The organism is Clostridium sp. AF32-12BH, from assembly GCF_003477935.1.
GTDB lineage: Bacteria > Bacillota > Clostridia > Lachnospirales > Lachnospiraceae > Brotaphodocola.
This window is the reverse complement of the sequence record NZ_QUEH01000018.1, coordinates 10,828-30,517: the sequence shown is the minus strand read 5'-3', so window position 1 is coordinate 30,517 and position 19,690 is coordinate 10,828. Positions and strand designations below refer to the sequence as shown.

14 protein-coding genes and 1 pseudogene are annotated in these 19,690 nt (G+C 48.1%); 7 read left to right on the top strand and 8 right to left on the bottom strand.

Annotated features, from left to right (window positions below; genetic code table 11):
* Nucleotides 1-34: 34 nt before the first annotated feature.
* Nucleotides 35-2,428, bottom strand: a complete 2,394-nt coding sequence (locus DWZ40_RS15935) for an endonuclease MutS2 (protein WP_118543864.1) — start codon at nt 2,426-2,428, stop codon at nt 35-37.
* A gap of 262 nt (nt 2,429-2,690) precedes the next feature.
* Between DWZ40_RS15935 and DWZ40_RS15930 the strand changes: the two genes are divergently transcribed.
* From DWZ40_RS15930 to DWZ40_RS15910, 5 genes and pseudogenes are all read left to right on the top strand, one after another.
* Nucleotides 2,691-4,016: a PDZ domain-containing protein gene (locus DWZ40_RS15930; protein WP_118543863.1), complete on the top strand. Its 1,326-nt coding sequence runs from the start codon at nt 2,691-2,693 to the stop codon at nt 4,014-4,016.
* 69 nt (nt 4,017-4,085) lie between these two features.
* On the top strand, nt 4,086-5,030 hold the full coding sequence (locus DWZ40_RS15925) for an HD domain-containing protein (RefSeq protein ID WP_118543862.1): 945 nt from the start codon (nt 4,086-4,088) through the stop codon (nt 5,028-5,030).
* Nucleotides 5,031-5,543: 513 nt separating this feature from the next.
* On the top strand, nt 5,544-7,292 hold the full coding sequence (gene rlmD / locus DWZ40_RS15920; RefSeq protein ID WP_118543912.1) for a 23S rRNA (uracil(1939)-C(5))-methyltransferase RlmD: 1,749 nt from the start codon (nt 5,544-5,546) through the stop codon (nt 7,290-7,292).
* A gap of 24 nt (nt 7,293-7,316) precedes the next feature.
* On the top strand, nt 7,317-7,565 hold the full coding sequence (locus DWZ40_RS15915) for a DUF6061 family protein (protein ID WP_118543861.1): 249 nt from the start codon (nt 7,317-7,319) through the stop codon (nt 7,563-7,565).
* 1,570 nt (nt 7,566-9,135) lie between these two features.
* Nucleotides 9,136-9,337: pseudogene (locus DWZ40_RS15910) on the top strand (23S rRNA (uracil-5-)-methyltransferase RumA); the annotation flags it as partial.
* An 89-nt stretch (nt 9,338-9,426) separates the two neighbouring features.
* On the opposite strand, the gene DWZ40_RS15905 reads toward DWZ40_RS15910, so the two are convergent.
* From DWZ40_RS15905 to DWZ40_RS15875, 7 genes are all read right to left on the bottom strand, one after another.
* The gene (locus DWZ40_RS15905) at nt 9,427-12,072 is read right to left on the bottom strand and encodes an ABC transporter permease (RefSeq protein ID WP_118543860.1); all 2,646 of its coding nucleotides are present in this window, start codon (nt 12,070-12,072) and stop codon (nt 9,427-9,429) included.
* 15 nt (nt 12,073-12,087) lie between these two features.
* The gene (locus tag DWZ40_RS15900) at nt 12,088-12,759 is read right to left on the bottom strand and encodes an ABC transporter ATP-binding protein (protein ID WP_006858253.1); all 672 of its coding nucleotides are present in this window, start codon (nt 12,757-12,759) and stop codon (nt 12,088-12,090) included.
* 135 nt (nt 12,760-12,894) lie between these two features.
* Entirely contained in the window at nt 12,895-13,794 is a 900-nt protein-coding gene (locus DWZ40_RS15895; protein WP_118543859.1) for a HAMP domain-containing sensor histidine kinase, read from the bottom strand.
* A complete protein-coding gene (locus tag DWZ40_RS15890; protein WP_117529611.1) occupies nt 13,787-14,464 on the bottom strand; it encodes a response regulator transcription factor in 678 nt (225 codons plus the stop codon). The genes DWZ40_RS15895 and DWZ40_RS15890 overlap by 8 nt, the downstream gene beginning before the upstream one ends.
* A gap of 16 nt (nt 14,465-14,480) precedes the next feature.
* A complete protein-coding gene (locus DWZ40_RS15885; protein ID WP_118543858.1) occupies nt 14,481-15,653 on the bottom strand; it encodes a hypothetical protein in 1,173 nt (390 codons plus the stop codon).
* A gap of 46 nt (nt 15,654-15,699) precedes the next feature.
* The gene (locus tag DWZ40_RS15880) at nt 15,700-16,398 is read right to left on the bottom strand and encodes a hypothetical protein (protein WP_117576312.1); all 699 of its coding nucleotides are present in this window, start codon (nt 16,396-16,398) and stop codon (nt 15,700-15,702) included.
* Nucleotides 16,399-16,416: 18 nt separating this feature from the next.
* Nucleotides 16,417-17,526 (bottom strand): DUF6076 domain-containing protein, encoded by a 1,110-nt coding sequence (locus tag DWZ40_RS15875; RefSeq protein ID WP_117576311.1) that lies wholly within the window; start codon nt 17,524-17,526, stop codon nt 16,417-16,419.
* A gap of 222 nt (nt 17,527-17,748) precedes the next feature.
* Between DWZ40_RS15875 and DWZ40_RS15870 the strand changes: the two genes are divergently transcribed.
* Together DWZ40_RS15870 and DWZ40_RS15865 are read left to right on the top strand one after the other, a co-directional pair.
* Nucleotides 17,749-18,369 carry a CHC2 zinc finger domain-containing protein gene (locus DWZ40_RS15870; protein WP_117576310.1) on the top strand — a complete coding sequence of 207 codons (621 nt, stop codon included), beginning with the start codon at nt 17,749-17,751 and terminating at the stop codon, nt 18,367-18,369.
* Nucleotides 18,344-19,690: phage/plasmid primase, P4 family (locus DWZ40_RS15865; RefSeq protein WP_243035366.1), on the top strand; the 1,347-nt coding region annotated here is incomplete at its 3' end. The genes DWZ40_RS15870 and DWZ40_RS15865, both read left to right, overlap by 26 nt.

Below are 19,690 nucleotides of genomic sequence, written 5' to 3'. Positions count from 1 at the left end.
GTCTTGTGCAAAAATCCGGCTGCCCGGATTTTTCTTATTTGAATACTACAATGGTTACGCCTGCGTCGCCTTCGCCGAAGCCGCCCAGGTGGAATTCTTTGATGTATTTTAAGCGCTTTAAGTGCTTGTGGATACCGGCGCGCAGGGCTCCGGTGCCTTTGCCGTGCACGATGCGTACCTGCGGCAGATGGGCAATGTAGGCATCGTCGAGGTATTTGTCAAGCTGCGCAACGGCCTCGTCTACGGTCATGCCCAGAACGTTGATCTCCGGGGAGATGCCGAAGGACTTGGACATCTTGATGTTGCTGCTTCCGCTTCCTTTGCGGCGGGATTCCATGCCCGGTCCGCTGACGGAATTTTCCTGCAGAAGTTCCAGGTCGTTTAGGTTGACCTTGGAGCGCAGGATGCCCATCTGGACAAATAAGTTGCCCTGTGCATCCGGAAGACTGCTGACGGTGCCCTTTAAGTTCATGGAGAGAACGCGCACGCCGTCTCCGAGCTTTAAGGATTTCGGATTGATGGCCTTGTGCGGTTTTTTGGTCTCCTGTTTTAAGGACAGGTTGCCGTCGACCTTTTTTAGGTTTTCGCGCAGCTTCGTGCGCTCTGCCTCCAGGGCTCTGGTATCGATGCCGGAGGAAGCCGCCAGCTTGTTGATGTTTTTGATCGTGCGGTCAGCGGTCTCCTTTGCCTCGCGCAGGATGCGCTGCGCTTCTTCATTGGCTTTGCGGATCATCTGGTCCTTGCGCTCGTCGAAGCGTTCTTCCTTCTTTTCCAGACCAGATTTCAGCCGTGAAATCTCAGCCTTGTAGGATTCGATCTCAGCACGTTCTTTCTCGATGGTGACACGGTTTTCCTCCAGGCGGCTGATGACATCCTCAAACGTCTCATCCTCGGATTCCAGATGGGTCTTTGCATCGTCAATGATGTAGTCCGGCAGTCCCAGCTTTTTGGAAATGGCGAATGCATTACTCTTTCCCGGGATGCCAATGAGCAGGCGGTAGGTTGGGCGCAGGGTTGCCACATCGAACTCGCAGCAGGCATTTTCCACGCCTGGGGTGCTGAGTGCGTAGATCTTTAACTCGCTGTAATGGGTGGTGGCCATGGTGCGGCACTTCATGTTGTGCAAGAAGTTTAAGATGGCAATGGCCAGAGCCGCGCCCTCGGTCGGGTCGGTTCCGGAGCAGAGCTCATCGAACAGGCAAAGAGAATGGCTGTCTGCCTGATTTAAAATGTGCACGATGTTGGTCATGTGGGCAGAGAAGGTACTAAGGCTCTGCTCAATGCTCTGCTCATCTCCGATGTCGGCAAAGACTTCCTCAAATACAGCCAGCTCTGATCCCTCGAATGCCGGAATATGCAGACCGGCCTGGCCCATCAGCGTGAAGAGACCGACGGTCTTTAAGGAAACCGTCTTACCGCCGGTGTTTGGACCGGTGACCATAAGAAGATCAAAATCGGTGCCCAGCCAGACGGTGATCGGAACAACCTTCTGCGGGTCTAAGAGCGGATGACGGCCATCCTTGATGTGGATGCGGCCTTCGGTGTTGAACTTCGGCTCGCTGCACTTGAAATGGCGGGACAGCGCTGCTTTGGCGAAAATGAAGTCCAGTCTGGTCAGAATCTGCAGGTCGATGGCAAGTTCCTCGGTGTAAGGCATCAGCTGACCGCTTAGATCAGCGAGGACTGCTTCGATCTCTTTCTGTTCCTGAATCTCCAGGGTGCGCAGTTCGTTGTTTAACTGGATGACGGCCATCGGTTCGATGAACAGGGTGGAACCGGTGGAGGACTGGTCGTGGACCATACCGTTGACCTGGGATTTGTATTCCGCTTTGACCGGCAGGCAGTAGCGCCCGTCACGCATGGTGATGACAGCGTCCTGCAGGTAGGAACGGCAGCTGTTTAAGATGCTGTTCAACTGGGTGTGGATGCGGTCGTTGATGCCGTGCATGGAGCGGCGGACCTTGTGAAGTCCTGGGCTCGCATTGTCGCTGATCTCATCCTCGGAGAGGATGCAGCGCTTGATCTCGTTGTTGACGGAGGTTAACGGCTCCAGACTCCGGAACATGGAGTCTAAGGAGTCATCCGGGAACTCTTCGGATTCCTCGTGGTGGCCGTAAGTCTTGGCGCGTGCGGCAACCGTCAGCAGGGAACTGATGGATAACAGCTCTAAAATGCTGAGGGAGCTGCCAATCTCCAGGCGTTTTAAGGAATCCCGCACATCGCGGACACCGCTTAAGGAAAGGCTTCCCTTCATGCGGACACGGGTGAGCGCATCACTTGTCTCGGTCTGTGCCTGTACGATCTCGTGGTAATCGCTCATCGGGAGCAGGTTCTGGCATAACAGCTTTCCGGGGGTAGAAGCAGCATAGCCGGTCAGCTGGGTAATGATCTTGTTATATTCTAATGTCTTTAATACTTTCTGGTTCATAAAAATCCTCGATTTACTTTATATATAGTGAAAATAAACAATTCGATTATAACATGAAATGAATTCCTGCGAAAGGGCGGGGCACATACTTTTTTAGTTGCGTAAATCGGGTCAGAACCTTATAATAGGAGATAATGCATACCATCTGCGCAGAATTGCAAGATGGGAAAAGCGCTGCTGGACACATGTGCGTGTACAGGAACGGAAAGTCTGCGCAGGCATGCATCAGGGGAGGATTTATTATGAAGTAAGGAGGACGTGAATGTCTGAGGTACGGGATCCAGAAAAGAAACCTGAACATGAAAAAAAGAATGACCGCGATTTCATCAGCGAAAAGATCGTAAGACCGGCTCCAAGCAAAAAGCAGGTTGGTACCAGAATGGCAACAGCTGCCTGTGCCGGAATCATTTTTGGTGTCGTCTCTGCAGTCTGTTTTGTTTTGACCCGTCCGATCATGGAGCAGTTATCCGACGGAAACAAGCCGACGGCATCGGCGGTATCTATCCCGAAAGATGAGCTGGAGTCATCCGCAGAAGCGCAGGAGACGGAGAGTGCGTCTGAGACAGAAACTGAGCCGGTGGAGGAGATGGTCCAGAGTGCGCTGGAGCATTACCGCTATACGGTAGATGATCTGAATTCCCTGTTAAACAGTCTGCGTTCCAAAGCATTGGCTGTGGATAAAAGTGTGGTGGTCGTACATTCTGTCCAGCAGAACACGGACTGGTTTGACAATCCGGTGGAAACAACGGGGTTATATGCCGGAGTCATCATCGCGAAGACCAGCCAGGAGTTGCTGATCCTGACACCAGAGGATGCAGTCGAGCAGGCGGATTCCATCAAGGTAACCTTTGAGAATGGAAACGATGTGAGCGGTCATATGAAACAGAAGGATACCACATCCGGCATGGCGATCGTCAGTGTCAGCGCGGGCGACATCAGCACGTCTTTGTTAAAAGATTTAGAGCCGGTTCCGCTCGGAAACTCCTATCAGGTGCGTCAGGGCGATATGATCGCATCCATCGGCAGTCCGGCCGGAGTCGTTCATTCGCTTGATTACGGATTTGTTTCCTATGTGGTGCGCAGCAATCCGATGGTTGACCAGCATTGCCGGATGCTGTATTCCCATATTTTAACGGATGCGGACCGCGGCACATTTTTGATGAATACAGATGGAGAGCTGATCGGCTGGGCCATTTCCGCTTCTGACAGTTCGGCGGCAGGCAGCAATATGGCGGAGATCTTTGGTATTTCCGATTACAAGGGAATTCTGGAAAAGCTGAGCAATGGCCAGGGCGTTCCCTGCGTCGGCATTGTCGGCCAGGAGGTAACCGAAGTGCAGATGGATGGCGGAATGCCGGCGGGCATCTATGTCATGAATGCTGTTACCGAGAAACCGGCGTACAATGCGGGAATCCAGAACGGAGACATCCTCACACAGATCGATAAAACGCCAATTACATCGATGAAGGAATACCAGGCAGCGGTAGAAAAGATGACCTGCGGCCAGACGGTGCACATTACTGTGCAGCGGAACGGGCGCGACAGCTACACGCAGCTGGAGTTTGACGTAACGGTGGGAAGCAGGTAGTGGTCAGTGCAGATTTGATCTGCACTGGAAATAAGAATCACAAGCAAGATAGAAAGAAAAGGAAGAGATATGAAGTATATTGACAGTTTCAGAGAAGGCATGCATGTTTCTGACGTGTATCTGTGCAAAAATAAGCAGATCGCGCTGACCAAGAACGGAAAGGAATACGGAAACCTGGTCCTTCAGGACAAAACAGGCACAGTAGATGCAAAAATCTGGGATCTGGGATCACCGGGCGTCGGAAATTTTGAGACGCTGGATTATGTTTACGTCGATGCAGACGTGACCATGTTCATGGGTGCAAAGCAGCTGAACGTAAAGCGGATCCGTAAAGCCGATGAGGGCGAATACATTCCGGCAGATTACCTTCCGGTCTCCTTAAAAGATGTCAAACAGATGTATTCCGAGATGCTTGCGTTTATTGCATCTGTAAAAAACCCATATCTGAAACAGCTTTTGGACAGCTACTTCCAGGATCCGGAATTTGCGAAGGCATTCCAGTTCCACAGCGCAGCCAAGAGCGTGCATCACGGATTTGTAGGCGGCCTTTTAGAGCATACGTTAAGCGTTACCAAGATGTGCGATTACTTTGCGTCTGCCTACCCGATGTTAAACCGCGACCTGCTCTTAACTGCAGCTATGTTCCACGACATCGGTAAGACCAAAGAGCTGTCAACATTCCCGGCAAATGACTATACCGATGACGGTCAGCTGTTAGGCCATATCATCATCGGAACAGAGATGGTTGGCGAGCGCATGCGCACCATCGAAGGCTTTCCGCCAAAGCTGGCAAGCGAGTTAAAGCACTGCATTCTCGCGCATCACGGAGAATTGGAGTACGGTTCCCCGAAAAAACCGGCTCTCTTAGAAGCGATGGCTTTAAACTTCGCGGACAACGCAGACGCAAAGATGGAGACGATGATCGAAGTGCTGCGCGGTGCGGGGGACAACCAGGGATGGCTTGGATATAACCGGCTGCTGGAGACGAATATCCGGAAGACAACAGAGTGTTAAAAGAATAGAAAAAATCAGAAAACGCGCCAAAACCGGCGCGTTTTCTGATTAAAAAGGGGAAAGAGGTAATGTATTGTGTACCAATATATAGGACCGTTCATCCGGTGTGTCATCCGGGAAACGGGTTGTTGTTTGACGACCCCGGCAGCGGTTGCGCGCTTGGTGCCGCCGGGCTCTTTTATAACAGGTGCATAACGAACATGTTTGTTAGTTGCTGTCCATTATGATGATGGGTTCGTTTGGTTTTCTCTCCCTCACATCATGCTTATATGATACTGGAAAAATGTGTCTAAAGTTTGAGGAGATTGTGAAGAAAGCGGAAAGTTTCTAAACAAAATCTTACGGAAAAGGATGGAAATAAAAGGAAAGTCCTTACGGAAAAAAGATGGCAGCAAGGCCGGTTTGACAGAAATCGTGATAAACAAAAAGGGAAGACTTGCGCAGTGGTAAGAAAACCCGTAAAATGATAGGAAAGAATCAGGGTTGGAACTGGATGAAAGGATAGAGCGAAACATGGATTGGAAAAAGAATGATGTATTTCAGGTTCAGATAGAAGATATGAGCGATACCGGGGAAGGAATCGGCAAAACCGACGGCTTCACCTGGTTTGTGAAAGATGCCGTAATTGGGGATGTGGTGGAAGCCAAGGTTATGAAAACAAAAAAATCATATGGCTTTGCCCGTCTGATGCAGGTGGTAAAGCCATCGGACTGCCGTGTCACCCCACGCTGCCCGTCCGCCCGCCAGTGCGGCGGATGCCAGCTTCAGGCCATGAGCTACGAGGAGCAGCTGAAATTTAAAGAAAATAAGGTGCGCAACAACTTAAGCCGCATCGGCGGACTCACGGAGATTCCCATGGAGCCGATCATCGGCATGGAAGAGCCGTGGCGTTATCGCAACAAGGCACAGTTTCCGTTTGGAAAAGACAAGGATGGCCGTATCATCACCGGCTTTTATGCAGGCCGCACCCATGCCATCATTGAACAGGAGGACTGTCTGCTTGGCGTGGAAGAAAACCAGCCGATCCTGGACTGTATCCGCGCTTTTATGGAAGAATTCCATATTGCGCCGTATGAGGAGGAAACACACCGCGGTCTGGTGCGCCATGTACTGATCCGAAAAGGCTTTACCACGGGTGAACTGATGGTATGTCTGGTACTGAATGGAGGGGTGAAGAAGCTGAAAGCGGCGGAGGTGCTGGTGGAGCGTCTGGTGAAGCTGTTCCCGGAAAAACATGTGGAAACAGCTGAGGGCGCAGAGACAGATGACGCAGGAATGGGAGCACAGGCAGCAGGAACCAGGGCAAACACAGAGATTCCGGCGCCGCATATGGTCAGCATCTCCTGCAGTATCAACCGCGAAAAGACCAACGTCATCATGGGAAAAAAAATCGTAAATCTGTATGGACCTGGTTATATTACCGATTATATCGGCAATGTCTGCTATCGGATTTCTCCATTATCCTTCTATCAGGTCAATCCGCTCCAGACCCAGAAGCTTTACGGAACGGCACTGGAATATGCCGGTTTAACCGGGGAAGAAACCGTATGGGATCTGTACTGCGGCATCGGAACCATCTCCCTGTTCCTTGCCCAGAAGGCAAAAAAAGTGTATGGAGTCGAGATCGTTCCCCAGGCCATCGACGATGCGAGAGCCAATGCAGAATTAAATCATTTCGAAAATGTGGAATTCTTTGTAGGAAAGGCAGAGGAGGTGCTGCCGGAGCAGTATGAAAAGAACCAGGTCTATGCTGATACGATCGTGGTGGATCCGCCGCGCAAGGGCTGTGACAGCGTGTGTCTGGATACCATCGTGAAAATGGCACCGAAAAAAGTGGTTTATGTTAGCTGCGACTCCGCGACCCTTGCAAGAGATGTGAAATATCTGGGCGAGAGAGGATACCAGGTAGAGCGGGTGCGGACTGTGGATATGTTCCCGTGGAGCGGGCATGTTGAGACGGTTGTCTTGCTTTCCAAGGGTGAGGTCGACTCGAAAAAGATTCGGGTTGAGTTCTCTTTGGAAGATATGGATATGTCCGAATTTCAAGATGGGGCAACCTACACCCAGATTAAGGACTATGTGCTGGAGCATAGCGGGTTAAAGGTATCCAACCTGTATATCTCACAAATTAAGCGAAAATGTGGGATTGGGGTTGGTAAGAACTATAATTTGCCGAAGTCCGAGGATTCCAGACAGCCGCAGTGCCCACCGGAAAAAGAGAAAGCAATCCGAGAAGCATTCAAATATTTTGGGATAATCTAACATCCCGCAGAATGGAGGTTTCTTATGGATAGATTGGTTTCTTGTGAGTTCAACATGGATACTGCCTGTGTAGAGCTGAAATTCTTTGATGGCAGCATCATTGCTATTGACACCATCGCCGTGGAAAAGGAGGTTGCCGACAATATGTATCAGCGGTCAGAACTGGATTATCTGATTTACAATGACCCGGTTGGATATGCTGATTTGATACTGAACGGCGATCCCGAAACCTATTTGAAAATTGTCACAGAGTATAAATCTTTGGATAGCTGATAATTTAAAGTGGCAAGGAGCTTGGTTTCTTCTTGCCGCTGAACCTTTTTACAAGAATCTCTAAGAATAAAGCAAATACCCATATAATCGTGCGAAAGGAGTGTGTGCGATGAAATTATCCTACAACAAGGTGTTCGATAGATATACAATGTCTTTTTCAGATAAACTGGCTGAATCTTCGTATTCTCTGTACAGAACACTGAGATTGCAGTTGGCAAAGATATTCCCACTTTCAGAACATGAGAAATATCGGTTTGATGATGATCTATTTTCAAAAGAAGAAGCTGCAGATATGCCGCAAGGTTTTGATTACATAGAAAAGAAGGATGTCGATAGTTTTGTAAAGTTAGACTACATAGATTTGTACGATTATCTTCCAAAAGAAGACCTGCCAAAGTTTATTAAGGAACTGAAAAAATGTGTTCGCCGAAATAAGATAGCCCCTTTTGGTGCATTTCGTTCCCGTGAGGATATTGATAAGATCGACAATTTTGGTCGGTATTATGATGGTCAGGCTTTTACACATATTTTATCAGTTCAGTTTCGTAAAAACGAAAAGCTCCAACAATCTTGTTCTGATCTTTCCGTATCTCTTCGTAATCTGTCAGCCACTTTTCTTTTAGTACAGTATCGTGTATATATTACAAAAGAATTTAATACTAAGATCGCAGAAGTATGTAAGAAAAAGTATTCTGGATATACAATGGTTTATAGACAATTCAATACACCTTGGTATGCTGTAAAAAAATTTGGTAGATCATCTCATACTGGTAATAATGTTCGTCAAGAAAAAATCTATAAGATGATTTCTCAACTGAAGTGGCAAATATTGATGGAAATTCGCAAGACATATTCCGTTCGCTTTTGGGACGACGGAATATTTACACCGACATTTGAAACATATTCAACCAATATCCGTCCCAGTAATGAGCGTCGCAATTTAGAGTTTTGGGATAGTATCTCGTTTGACAGAGTTGCCGACTATGCACCAACGTATAACGCCTGCGTATGCTGGGATTATAAGCATGGAGAAAATGAGGGGATACGTTTATCTGCTTTCTGCGGCGGAAATTACTCCAGAGACGATCATTTGCCGGAGATAGCCCACCATGATATCTCGGATATATATGGGGTTTATTTAACTGCGGCTACATTGGAATATGTTGCAGATAGAGACATTGCGATCTGCAATAAAAAAATCAGCAAAGTGATTAGAAAAACTAAAACATCCTCTGTTCTAAAAGTCAGAGTTGCAGTTGAACGAAAGCTATATTATTGTTATCGCTTTATTTCAGAATTCTCAGGTAAGTCTATAGATCACGATGACGTCAAAGCCTTTAGACATCAGTTTTATAAAAAAGGTTCTGTATCGTCAAGGAGTCTTGAAGGTATATCTAAAAGAATCAAAGAAACAAAAGTGCAAATTGATAATATCCTAAAGCTATTGAATGATGCGGCTGAATACAGAAGCAGTGAATCAAACATAAAACTGCAGTGGATCATGATGATCGTAACTATTCTGTCTTTGTTCGTTGCATTGTACAGTATTAAGAATGGTGATGTTATAATTGAGATCAAAAATTTAATTGAGTGGATAAAAACACATAGCGGGTTAAAGGTATCTAACCTGTAGATCTCACAAATTAAGCGAAAATGTGGGGGGTGGTAAGAACTATAATTTGCCGAAGTCCGAGGATTCCAGACAGCCACAGTGCCCGCTGGAAAAAGAGAAAGCAATCCGAGAAGCATTCAAATATTTTGGGATGATCTAACATCCCGCAGAATGGAGGAATATAAACCCTTAGATTAAATTTCAGCCCTCTGCCTTTTCATTGGCAGAGGGCCGTTTTTTGCTTAACAGTTATTGAGCATCCCTTAATTGCTCTACAACACTGCATTTCGCTGCGTTGTCATACATCATGCAAGGAATCAGCCACCCCAGCAGAAGAAATACCGGAATTGTCAGCAGGACAGGCAGAATGGTGAATCGATACTCAAAGAACCAGAACATACTGCCCAGCATTTTTCCTGCAAGAGGTCCCACCGCCAGCGACAGAATAAAAGCCACCGCTACGGAGGACATTGCGTAAAACAATCCCTCGTAGATCAGCATGGTTTTGAGCTGCCGGTTCGTCATTCCTACAGCCTGAAGCACAGCAAATTCACGGCGGCGGGAAAGAATACCGGTCATCATGGCGTTGAAGAAATTTAAGAGTCCCACCAGCCCAATGATAGCACAGAGGATACCACCTACCAGAAGGAACATCTGCCGGAACTGAGCAAACTCAGAGCGAGCCGTGGCCTTGCTTTCATACATCAAGGGCGAAAACTCACCGGCAGTGAGCTTCGATAGATATTGCTCTGCTTCGGTCTCGTCAGCTTCGTCTGCTGTGTCGAACAGGTAGAGCATCGGAATGGCCGCACCACCGCTGTCCCTCTGTGCGGTATCCACAGACAAAACTGTCTCATATCCAATACCACCATAACGATAACTCATGGAATACGGAAGCTCTACCAAGGCGCAGACCGTGTACTCTACATCTCTGGCTCCATACAGTTTTTCCTGAAAGTACTCCTCCGGTGTATCTTCGGTGCGGAGTTCCCCGGTGCGGCTGTCGATATATTTCACATCGTCCGCATAGGTGGCGGTGATCGTGTCTCCCACCTTGGGGTAGTATTCAGGATTGGGCAGATTACCGTAGTCATCTAAGGAAACCGCAATGGCAATAGCGTTATTGTTTGGCTCCAGCATAGGAGAAATATCTCCGTCGAACACTTGCAGCTTGTCAAACAGGCTGTTATCCAGAGCCTCGATTCTGGTATCTCCCATCACCATATCGCCCCGGTGCTCCATGCGGCTCATATGGCTGTCCAACTGCTCAGCACTTTCGTACCTTGCATAGTCCTGCCGCAGAGCATCCTCCGTCATCCAAAGATATACGGGTTTTCGCACAGCATATCCCGTGCCGGAAAGACTGGGCTTTGTGTTTGCTGCGATCTCTTCGATCTGTTCCGGCGTGATGAATTCATCTGCCGGGTTGTAACGGAAATAGTCGGGCGTGCTGACGATAAAATCGGCGCAGGTCGTGAAGGATACATACTTCTCCATGCTGAAGCCGCCCACAAAGGCACACAGCGCATTGAACAGCGTCACCGACAGTGCCAGAGACACCACCACCAGCACCGTCTTTTTTTTGTTTCGTCCCAGATTGGCAAAGGCCATCTGATGGAGCTTCGCTCCCCGGGTGCTGCGCTGTTTTTTCTTGGTCTGCATTGCATCCGTATATTTGGTAGCCTCCACCGGAGAAACCCTGGCTGCCATTTTCCCGGGCTTGGAGCAGGACAAAAGCACCGTCAGCAGGGCAAACAGCACGGAGCCAACAAAGATCACAGGCGAAGTGCTGATGGTGGTAATGCCCACCTCCAACTGGGTGGAGCGCAAGACAACAGGTACCAGAACAGCGCCGATGCCGTAGCCCAGCAGCAGCCCTGCCGGAATGCCGATCAGACAAAGCAGAAGTGCCTGCTGGCGAATGATGCGTTTGAGCTGCCGGGGCGTTGTGCCAATGGTTTTCAGAAGTCCGTAAAACCGGATATCCCCCGCAACAGAGATCTGGAAAATGTTATAAATGATAAGATACCCGGTAAAAATCACCAGCAGCAAAAAAGCTGCTATGGCGACCATCAGCTCTGGATCGAGCTGCGACTCCAGCTGGGATGAGGTATATCCCCAGTTGACGCCGATCCGGACGCTGTTGGGATCGGTATAGCTGTCCCATGTGTAGCCCAGATCGGTATCCACCTGCTCCATCTGCCCTTGAATGTTTGTGCTGGAGGCCAGCATGACATTCAAATCGGTGCGGAAAGACTGTAACCCTGTTTTCACTGCCTGCGCTTCGATGTCATCTGCGTAATCACGGCTGATGTTGATGTAATGAACAGGCATTAGTTCATCATAGTCCCAATAGCCCACCAGCGTAAAGGTATCTGTTACAGTAAAGGCGGTTTGATCCTTGTCCGTAATGGAATAGGAAACCGTGACCTCGGCGCCCAGCTCCGGCGTTACGCCAAGCAGCTGCAACGCTGCCGTATCCATGGCTACCTCTTTGCCGCTTTCGGGCATCCGTCCGGTAGTAGGGGTTGCATAGCTCCATTTAGTGCAGTTGGCATCCATGTAGCTGATCTCTGCCGGTATTTTGGCAAAGACCCCCTCCGCAGTGATACCGATTACCTTCCGTGCCCCCGCAGCCTTCACCTTTGGGTGGGCAGCGATGCGTTCCGCCTGCTCGGGGGAAACATCCTTAAAGGTGCCATGTGCATAGCCGCCTACCTGCCGAAACTGGTAGGTTTCATAACTGGCGTTCAGTGACAAGACAATGGTGAACATGGAAGTAAATAGCAGCGTTGTCAGCGCAATGGCAAAAATAGCGATCAGATTGCGGCGACGGTTCGCATAAAGAGATTTTAAGCTGAGCTTTCGAATACATTTTCTGTTTTTGACATTCATCGTAGCCACCTCCCGTTAGTTCTGGGAGACGATCCGACCATCTTCGATACGGATAATGCGGTCTGCCATCTGCGCAATTTCTTCGTTGTGAGTGATCATTACGATTGTCTGGGCGAACTTTTGACTGGTGACTTTCAAAAGGCTCAATACATCCTGGCTGGTTTTGGAATCCAGATTGCCGGTGGGTTCATCTGCCAGAATGATAGCGGGTGCTGCCGCCAGCGCACGGGCAATGGCTACTCGCTGCTGTTGACCGCCTGAGAGCTGATTGGGCAGCGCATCCAGACGATCATCCAGCCCAAGTGTCTGTACAATTTGCTGTACGAAATCCTTATTGACCTTGCCACCGTCCAGCTCAATGGGTAGAACAATATTTTCATACACATTCAGCACCGGAACAAGATTATATGCTTGGAACACAAAGCCGATTTTCCTGCGGCGGAAGATGGTCAGCGCTTCCTCCTTTAGGGAGAAAATATCCTGTCCGTCCACCATGACCGTGCCGCTTGTAGGGCGATCCAGCCCGCCCAGCATGTGCAGCAGCGTGGATTTGCCGGAGCCGGATGTGCCGACAATTGCAACAAATTCGCCCTTCTTTACACTTAAATCAACTCCATCCAACGCATGAACTGCGTTATTGCCGGAGCCATAAATCTTTTTCAGGTTTTTTGCCTGTAAAACTTCCATAAATGAGTACCTCCATGAAAAAATCTGTATGTATGAAAGGAAATGATCCTTTGATACATACAGATTATCGCATAGGAATCTTTCCACATTCTTTCCGGCGGAAAATGAAATCTAACAGTTTTGATAGAATTGTTGTTATTTCGGCAGAAATATGGAAAACGTACTTCCTTTTCCCGGAACGGAAGCAACCTTGATATAACCGCCCTCGCCGGATATGATCTGTCGGGCAAGGTATAAGCCGATGCCGACCCCTTCTTGTTTCTGCACACTATTTGAGCGGTAAAAGCGAGCAAATATCTTCGCTTGCTCACTTTCCGGGATGCCTGAACCGGTATCCGATATATCGATCCTTGCAAACATTTCATAGCTTACGGCAGAAATAGTAATGGTGCCATGCTCCGTATATTTGATGGCGTTGTCTACGATATTAGCCAGCGCTTCCGCTGTCCATTTGAAGTCGAATACAGCAAAAGCATCTGTATCCTGCATTTGCAAAGACAATCCTTTTTCAGAAGCCTTGGCAGTATATTGTTCTACCACACTTTCAAGCAGCGGCTGCAGCGCTGCCGGCTGGGGGGAGAGTGAAAGGATCCCATTTTCCAGTCTGGAAAGCTTTACGAGAGAATCGATCAGAAATCGCAGCTTTTCCGATTGTTTGTGCAGCGCCTCCACATTTGCCTTCGCCGATTCAGGCAGAGTTTCCTCCATCAAAAGCTCGCTGTATAACAGCAGATTTGCAATCGGCGTTTTCGTCTGGTGGGAAATGTCCGCAATCAAGGTTTTGATTTTGTCTTTTTCCTGCGCTATGTTTTGAGAAGATGCTTCTGCGGCGGAAAGATAGTGCGCAAACTTCGTTTCCAATGCAGATAGCTGGCTTTCATCAAAATTGGTTTCAGAAAAGGAGCCGGTCATGGCAGCGTCCAGCATCCTTTCGATTTCTTCCATCGTTTTTCTGATCTTTCTCCGCTCCCATAATACAACAGCTATCGCCGCCAGAAAACACAGCAGTATGATCACAATGCCGGTTTTATTCATCTTTTGTCACCCAGCTATAACCGATTCCATAGACGGTTTTAATATATTTCTGTGCGCCAAGCTTATCCCTCAGTCGCTTGATCGTAACAGACAAAGCATTTTCATCCACATATTCTGCGCCATCTGTCCAGATCCGGTCTACAAGGTCTCCACGGGTCATGGTTCGACCACGATTTTCAACAAGCAGACGCAGTAATTTTTGTTCTGTTTTACTCAATTCCACTTTTGAATCTCCCACATAAAAGGTCATAGCCTCAAAGTCAAAGTGAAATAGATCCATATGGAACGGCGCATTTTTATGGTTTGACGCTTGCTTTCGCAGTTGGGTATTCACCCTTGCCCGCAAAACCGAAAGAGAAAAGGGTTTGGTAATGTAATCATCAGCGCCCCGCTCCAGTCCGTCTACGATATCCAGATCGGTGTCATTGGCAGTCAGCAGAATAACAGGAACTCCGGGCAGGTTTTCCTTGACCTCCCGAAGCAGCTCAAGCCCACTGCCATCCGGCAGATTGATATCCAGCAGGATCAGGGATACACTCCCGCAAAGCAATTGTTCTCTTGCCGCTTTTAGATCATGGCAGGATATAATCTGACGGTCATCTGCTTTCAGCGCTTTGCATAAGCCTTGATTCAAACCGATATCATCTTCAACAATCAGTAATTGCTCCATATATCTCACTCCCTCGTTATTCAAATGCCACCATCGTTTCCTTGGGCAATTTTTCGTTCTCACAGTTCAGAAGATAGGCTACGGCCTTGTTCGCAAAGCGGTTGGTTTTTATCGTATCCCAATCGGCAAGGCGAATGATCTCTGCCGTACCATTCTCAAAATCAAATGAAATCTCGCCCCATTCGCCGTCGCAGTCTGCTTGGTATTCGTAGATTGCGGCGGCGATTTTCTTTTTGCGCTTGGTTTTGGATTTCTGTTTCAGCCGGACAGCATGGAGCGCACCTTCGGCAACCAGCAGTTCTGTCAGTTTGTCCGCCGCTTTCCGGTAGGCTCGCTCTGCACCGCTGGCAGTGCTGCCCTCAAACATAATCGCCAATTCTTCAAAAGTGGGGCGGTTCTTCCATGAGCCAACTCGCCCACAGGTCATACAGATTGCTAACCGTTTTTCAAGTAAGGTCTGTTCCCGGTAATTCAGTTTCTCAAATGCCTGCTGCACCTTTTCTGCTTGTATGCCGTTCCAGAGGATATCGGTATAGTTCCAGCTATCGTCAAGGGCTACATCCTCGCCTGTTTCTTCGCCGTCCTCGTCTGTGACATAGAAAGGCTGCTGATTGCGGATTCCACGGACAACTTTCAGATATTCTTCCGCAAGGGCAAGATCGCAGTTGTATTTCTTGGAAAATTCGTTGACCGCATCCTTGGTATTGTGGTACAGCCAAGCCATTGACCGCACCATTTTGTAATTGGTCAGAGAGGACACCGACCATTTTTCTTCGCCCATGCGAAAACGGAGCATAGCATCCCGGATGAACGGGAAAATGTATGTAGCATACTCTGCACCCTTGGCAAGGTCATAGTCCATCAGCTTTTGGAGCATTTGCTCCCGGCAGGAGAGCTTTATATCTATAAATCGGTCTGTGTCGTACAAATCGCCGCCATCCACGCCAAGAAAGCTCTTGATGCGCTTATTAAGCTGCGGTTCGTAGTGGTGGAGAAAGAACGAGAAATATATCAAATTCTTCTCCTGTAAGGCAGACCGGATATATTCATTCAGACTGTCCACCGCTGGCGGTTCCGGTTCCAGTTGGAAGATGCGCTCTGCCACATAGGGGATGATGCCGTTAACAGACTGATTGACAGGGTGTTTCAGTATGTATCCGGTCATATTCCATGTAAAATCATTCAGCATAGCGCACCTCCCTTCTAACAAATGCTTTCTGAATAGTAGCCTGATTTTAATTCTCAGATTGTGTTTCTTTTGCTTCTACTTTTACAATCATACATAGGCTTTGAACTGCATTAAAGAGACGGATACAATCCATCTCGTCAATTTCAAAATCCGATCTTCCATGTAATAGCCAATGCCTATTTATCGTTTCAGGTTCATCGGCAGAGAAATCGCTTTTTTGATACAGATTTCGGATGAAGTTGTTATAAGAAATCCATACATGTTTTTGAATTGTACTTCCTGTTGACGGGAAGGTATCGACCTTCTTTTGACAAACTTTCATCATCCTTACATCTTGTTTGTCATCGCTAAATTCTGACAGAATACCCTCGATAACCGAGAGAAGCGATGTTGCACAAACAGCATACAATTTATTTTGAAATGCTTGCCAGCACTGGTCTGTGAGATTTTTCAGTCCTTCTTTAATGGGAGATGCTTTGATTCCGTTCACCATATCTTTGGTTTTCTGAAAATCTTCTGTTGTAAAAAACCATTTCAAAAATGCATTGATATCATCCAATTTGTTCGTGTTTGCTATTGTTTTGACTGCGTAAATATTTAATTCTGCGGGTAAAGTCCACCCTTCTGTTGATAGCTTGCTCACAACAACATCTAATTCTTTATCAAATTCCTGTACACTTTCTTCAGCCTTCTTTGAAATAGCTTTTTGAATAGCCTCCATTTGTTCTTTCGTTAATTCTAACATTCGTATAACCCTCCGAGTTTAAGTGTTCCTATAATTTAGACTCTCATTTAGCAAAGCAGCTTGTCCCATTTCCTTTTCGTAATCGCCCTTGGCATAGGCTACATTGCTCAATGCCCGGAGCATCTTATCTTTTGCCAGCTTCTTCATAACCTCCGCAAGATCAGCGTCCAGAGTACCACGCTTCACATAGCGGTTTATGGTATTCAGCCGTTTCTCATAAATCTGCTTCAGCGGATGATCGTCCGCAAGTTCTCGCTGTTCTCTACCTTTCAGATTACCGATCTGACGGCAAGTGCGGTGCAGCTTGTCCCCCGGTGCATAGCCACCGCAGTATTTGGTGTGCCTTGCGTTGGTGGTGAGGAACCACTTGCCGCAGATTTTGCATTTTTTCGGGGCATGACCAACACATAAGCCCTCAAAAAGATCAGACCGGAACATCCCTACAAAGGATACATAGTGCATCCGCTTGACCAGCTTCGCAACTTTTTCGCCGGGACGGATGACCGATATATACTGAACGGAATTATTCAAAGTAGACATCCAGGCATTGCCCTCCATGATAGAGAACTCCGGCGGAAAATAGTCGCCGAACATTTTTGCAAAACCCTCTGCGGTGCGGTCTGCTTCGTTTCCGTCCGATTGTTCTGCAAAATCAAGCATGGCCGTTTGGTATTCCCCAAGGGAGTATGCCAGATGCCCGAAAACTGCGGTATAGCGTTGGAGCATCATCGCATCGGTAAAGTTCTGGATTTCTTCAAATTGCAAAGAATTGGTTGCGGCTTTTATGGCAAACTCCACATATTTCAGCGCATTGTCCACAGTAAAGACTTTTTCAATCCGTTCTCTGTGCTTTGAGATATTCATATAGGAGAACGGCGGTGTTTGACTGAGAATATCAAGCATCGTCAGAGCAGCTTCCTTTGCAATAGGACAGAGTGCAGAAGCATCCTGTCCGGCGTTTAATATTCCAAGCAGCAGATTGATTTTCTCGCATTGCTCGTTTATTTTTGCAATGGTATTCACAGGAACATTCAGTGCATCACAGGCAAGCGTACCGACAGGAAATGTTTTGCTCTCATATATGACCGTATCCTGCCAGAAATCCAATGTCATCAATTCTTGATTCATGCTTGCCCTCCTGTCCTGTTTTTTCATTTTTCTAATTATATCATGTAAATGTGAAGAAATCTACGTCCTCAGATAAGTTGTCCTGTTTTTTGAAACAGGATTGTCCTGTCATTAGCCTGTTTTTTGAAAAATCCGTCATAACCATAATAGAAGGAGCGAAGCACCTGCCAATCACGGCGGGGGCTTCGTGCTTTCCAGAATATTATGAACGGAGGGTTTTCTATGACAATCTATGAAACCATCAAGGCGGCAATCAGCGTCAAGCAAGCCGCCGAACACTACGGGCTGAAAGTGAGCCACAATGGCATGGCTTGCTGCCCGTTCCACAACGACAGGCATCCGAGCTTGAAGCTGAATGAGGACTATTTTTTCTGCTTCGGCTGCGGAGCCAAGGGGGACGTAATCGACCTTGTGGCAAGGCTGTTCGATCTGAGCAGTTATGAAGCAGCGCAAAAGCTGGCTGCGGACTTTGGACTTGACCCAAAACCGCCCACTGCCGCAGCTATGATCAAGCCGAAGCGTCCCTATATCCGTCAGTTACGGGAGGATGAAATGCTGTGTTTTCGGGTGCTGACGGATTATCTGCATCTGCTGGAAGATTGGAAAGTACGATACGAACCCAAGACACCGGAAGATGCTCTGGATGACCGTTTTGTGGAAGCCTGCCAGATGCACTGCTATATCGAATATATGGCAGATGTGCTGACGGTGGGTGATCTGGAAGAACGGGTGGCATTGGTGGACAAGCTGATGCAGGACGGCAAAATTGCTTTTCTGCAAGAGTACATCACACGAAAGAAAAAGGAGGTGGCGCACCATGGCGAAGAACCGGAAAACGCCTGATATGAATTTGCCTGTCTGGTTTGACGGGCAGAACATCAACGAAGCTCTGTTTTGTGAAGAATTTCTGCAGGAGCGCAGAATCATCTTCGCAAACGGAGCTTTTTTCACGCCCAATGGTCGAGTGACGGACGATCTCCCTCTGCGTGGGGAGATTTACGACAAGCTGAAATTCTGTGCCGTAAACAATATCCCCCGGAAGATCACCAACATTCTGGAAGTGCTGAAACTGGAAGCGCAAGTGCCAGACTTTCCACCGGAGCAGGATCGGATTCATTTGTCCAACGGTACGCTACTGCTGAACGGCACATTTACCGAGGGCAGACCGACTATCGTGCGAAACCGTCTGCCTGTTGTTTACAATCCTCATGCACCTACACCTGTGACCTGGCTAAAATTTCTGGATGGGCTGCTCCATGCGGAGGACATCCCCACTTTGCAGGAGTTTATCGGCTACTGTCTGATTCCTTCCAACAAGGGGCAGCGCATGATGGTGATTAAAGGCAACGGCGGCGAGGGCAAATCCCAAATCGGTGCGGTGCTGTCCGCTATATTCGGCACGAATATGAAAGACGGCAGCATCGGAAAAATTTCCGAAAACCGCTTCGCCCGTGCTGATCTGGAACACATCCTGCTGTGCGTGGATGATGATATGCGGATGGAAGCTCTGCGCCAGACCAACTATGTAAAATCCATCGTGACTGCACAGGGCAAAATGGACTTGGAACGCAAGGGCAAGCAGAGTTATCAGGGCTGGATGTTTGCTCGGCTGCTTGCATTCAGCAACGGCGATCTGCAAGCTTTGTATGACCGCAGCGACGGTTTTTACCGCAGACAACTTGTGCTGACCACCAAAGAAAAGCCCATGGACAGAGCCGATGATCCTGACCTTGCAGAGAAGATGAAAGCTGAAGCCGAGGGTATCTTCCTGTGGGCATTTGAAGGCTTACAGCGGCTTGTTGCCAACAACTTTAAGTTTACGGAGAGTGACCGTATCCGGGAAAACCGGGAAGCGGTCAAGCGTGACAACAACAATATCTTTGATTTCATGGATTCCGAGGGATACATCCAGCGTAAAGCGGATGCGTCCATCAGCTCCAAGGATTTCTATGAAATCTACCGGATGTGGTGCGAAGAAAATTCCCTTGCACCGCTGAAAGCCCGCAGCTTCAGCGACGCCATGATTGCCAATGCCGGGAGATTCAATCTGGAACATTGCAACAACATCACCAACTCTGCCGGACGGCGGGTGTGGGGATTTATGGGTGTGGAAGCTGTGGCAAGACCTCATATAAATGGGTTTTACGGAGATTCGCCGTGTACG

What these genes read in the sequence shown, in the direction of transcription:
- DWZ40_RS15935 (WP_118543864.1), bottom strand. Translation starts at nt 2,428, where the DNA reads ATGAACCAGAAAGTATTAAAGACATTAGAATATAACAAGATCATTACC.
- DWZ40_RS15930 (WP_118543863.1), top strand. Translation starts at nt 2,691, where the DNA reads ATGTCTGAGGTACGGGATCCAGAAAAGAAACCTGAACATGAAAAAAAG.
- DWZ40_RS15925 (WP_118543862.1), top strand. Translation starts at nt 4,086, where the DNA reads ATGAAGTATATTGACAGTTTCAGAGAAGGCATGCATGTTTCTGACGTG.
- rlmD (WP_118543912.1), top strand. Translation starts at nt 5,544, where the DNA reads ATGGATTGGAAAAAGAATGATGTATTTCAGGTTCAGATAGAAGATATG.
- DWZ40_RS15915 (WP_118543861.1), top strand. Translation starts at nt 7,317, where the DNA reads ATGGATAGATTGGTTTCTTGTGAGTTCAACATGGATACTGCCTGTGTA.
- DWZ40_RS15905 (WP_118543860.1), bottom strand. Translation starts at nt 12,072, where the DNA reads ATGAATGTCAAAAACAGAAAATGTATTCGAAAGCTCAGCTTAAAATCT.
- DWZ40_RS15900 (WP_006858253.1), bottom strand. Translation starts at nt 12,759, where the DNA reads ATGGAAGTTTTACAGGCAAAAAACCTGAAAAAGATTTATGGCTCCGGC.
- DWZ40_RS15895 (WP_118543859.1), bottom strand. Translation starts at nt 13,794, where the DNA reads ATGAATAAAACCGGCATTGTGATCATACTGCTGTGTTTTCTGGCGGCG.
- DWZ40_RS15890 (WP_117529611.1), bottom strand. Translation starts at nt 14,464, where the DNA reads ATGGAGCAATTACTGATTGTTGAAGATGATATCGGTTTGAATCAAGGC.
- DWZ40_RS15885 (WP_118543858.1), bottom strand. Translation starts at nt 15,653, where the DNA reads ATGCTGAATGATTTTACATGGAATATGACCGGATACATACTGAAACAC.
- DWZ40_RS15880 (WP_117576312.1), bottom strand. Translation starts at nt 16,398, where the DNA reads ATGTTAGAATTAACGAAAGAACAAATGGAGGCTATTCAAAAAGCTATT.
- DWZ40_RS15875 (WP_117576311.1), bottom strand. Translation starts at nt 17,526, where the DNA reads ATGAATCAAGAATTGATGACATTGGATTTCTGGCAGGATACGGTCATA.
- DWZ40_RS15870 (WP_117576310.1), top strand. Translation starts at nt 17,749, where the DNA reads ATGACAATCTATGAAACCATCAAGGCGGCAATCAGCGTCAAGCAAGCC.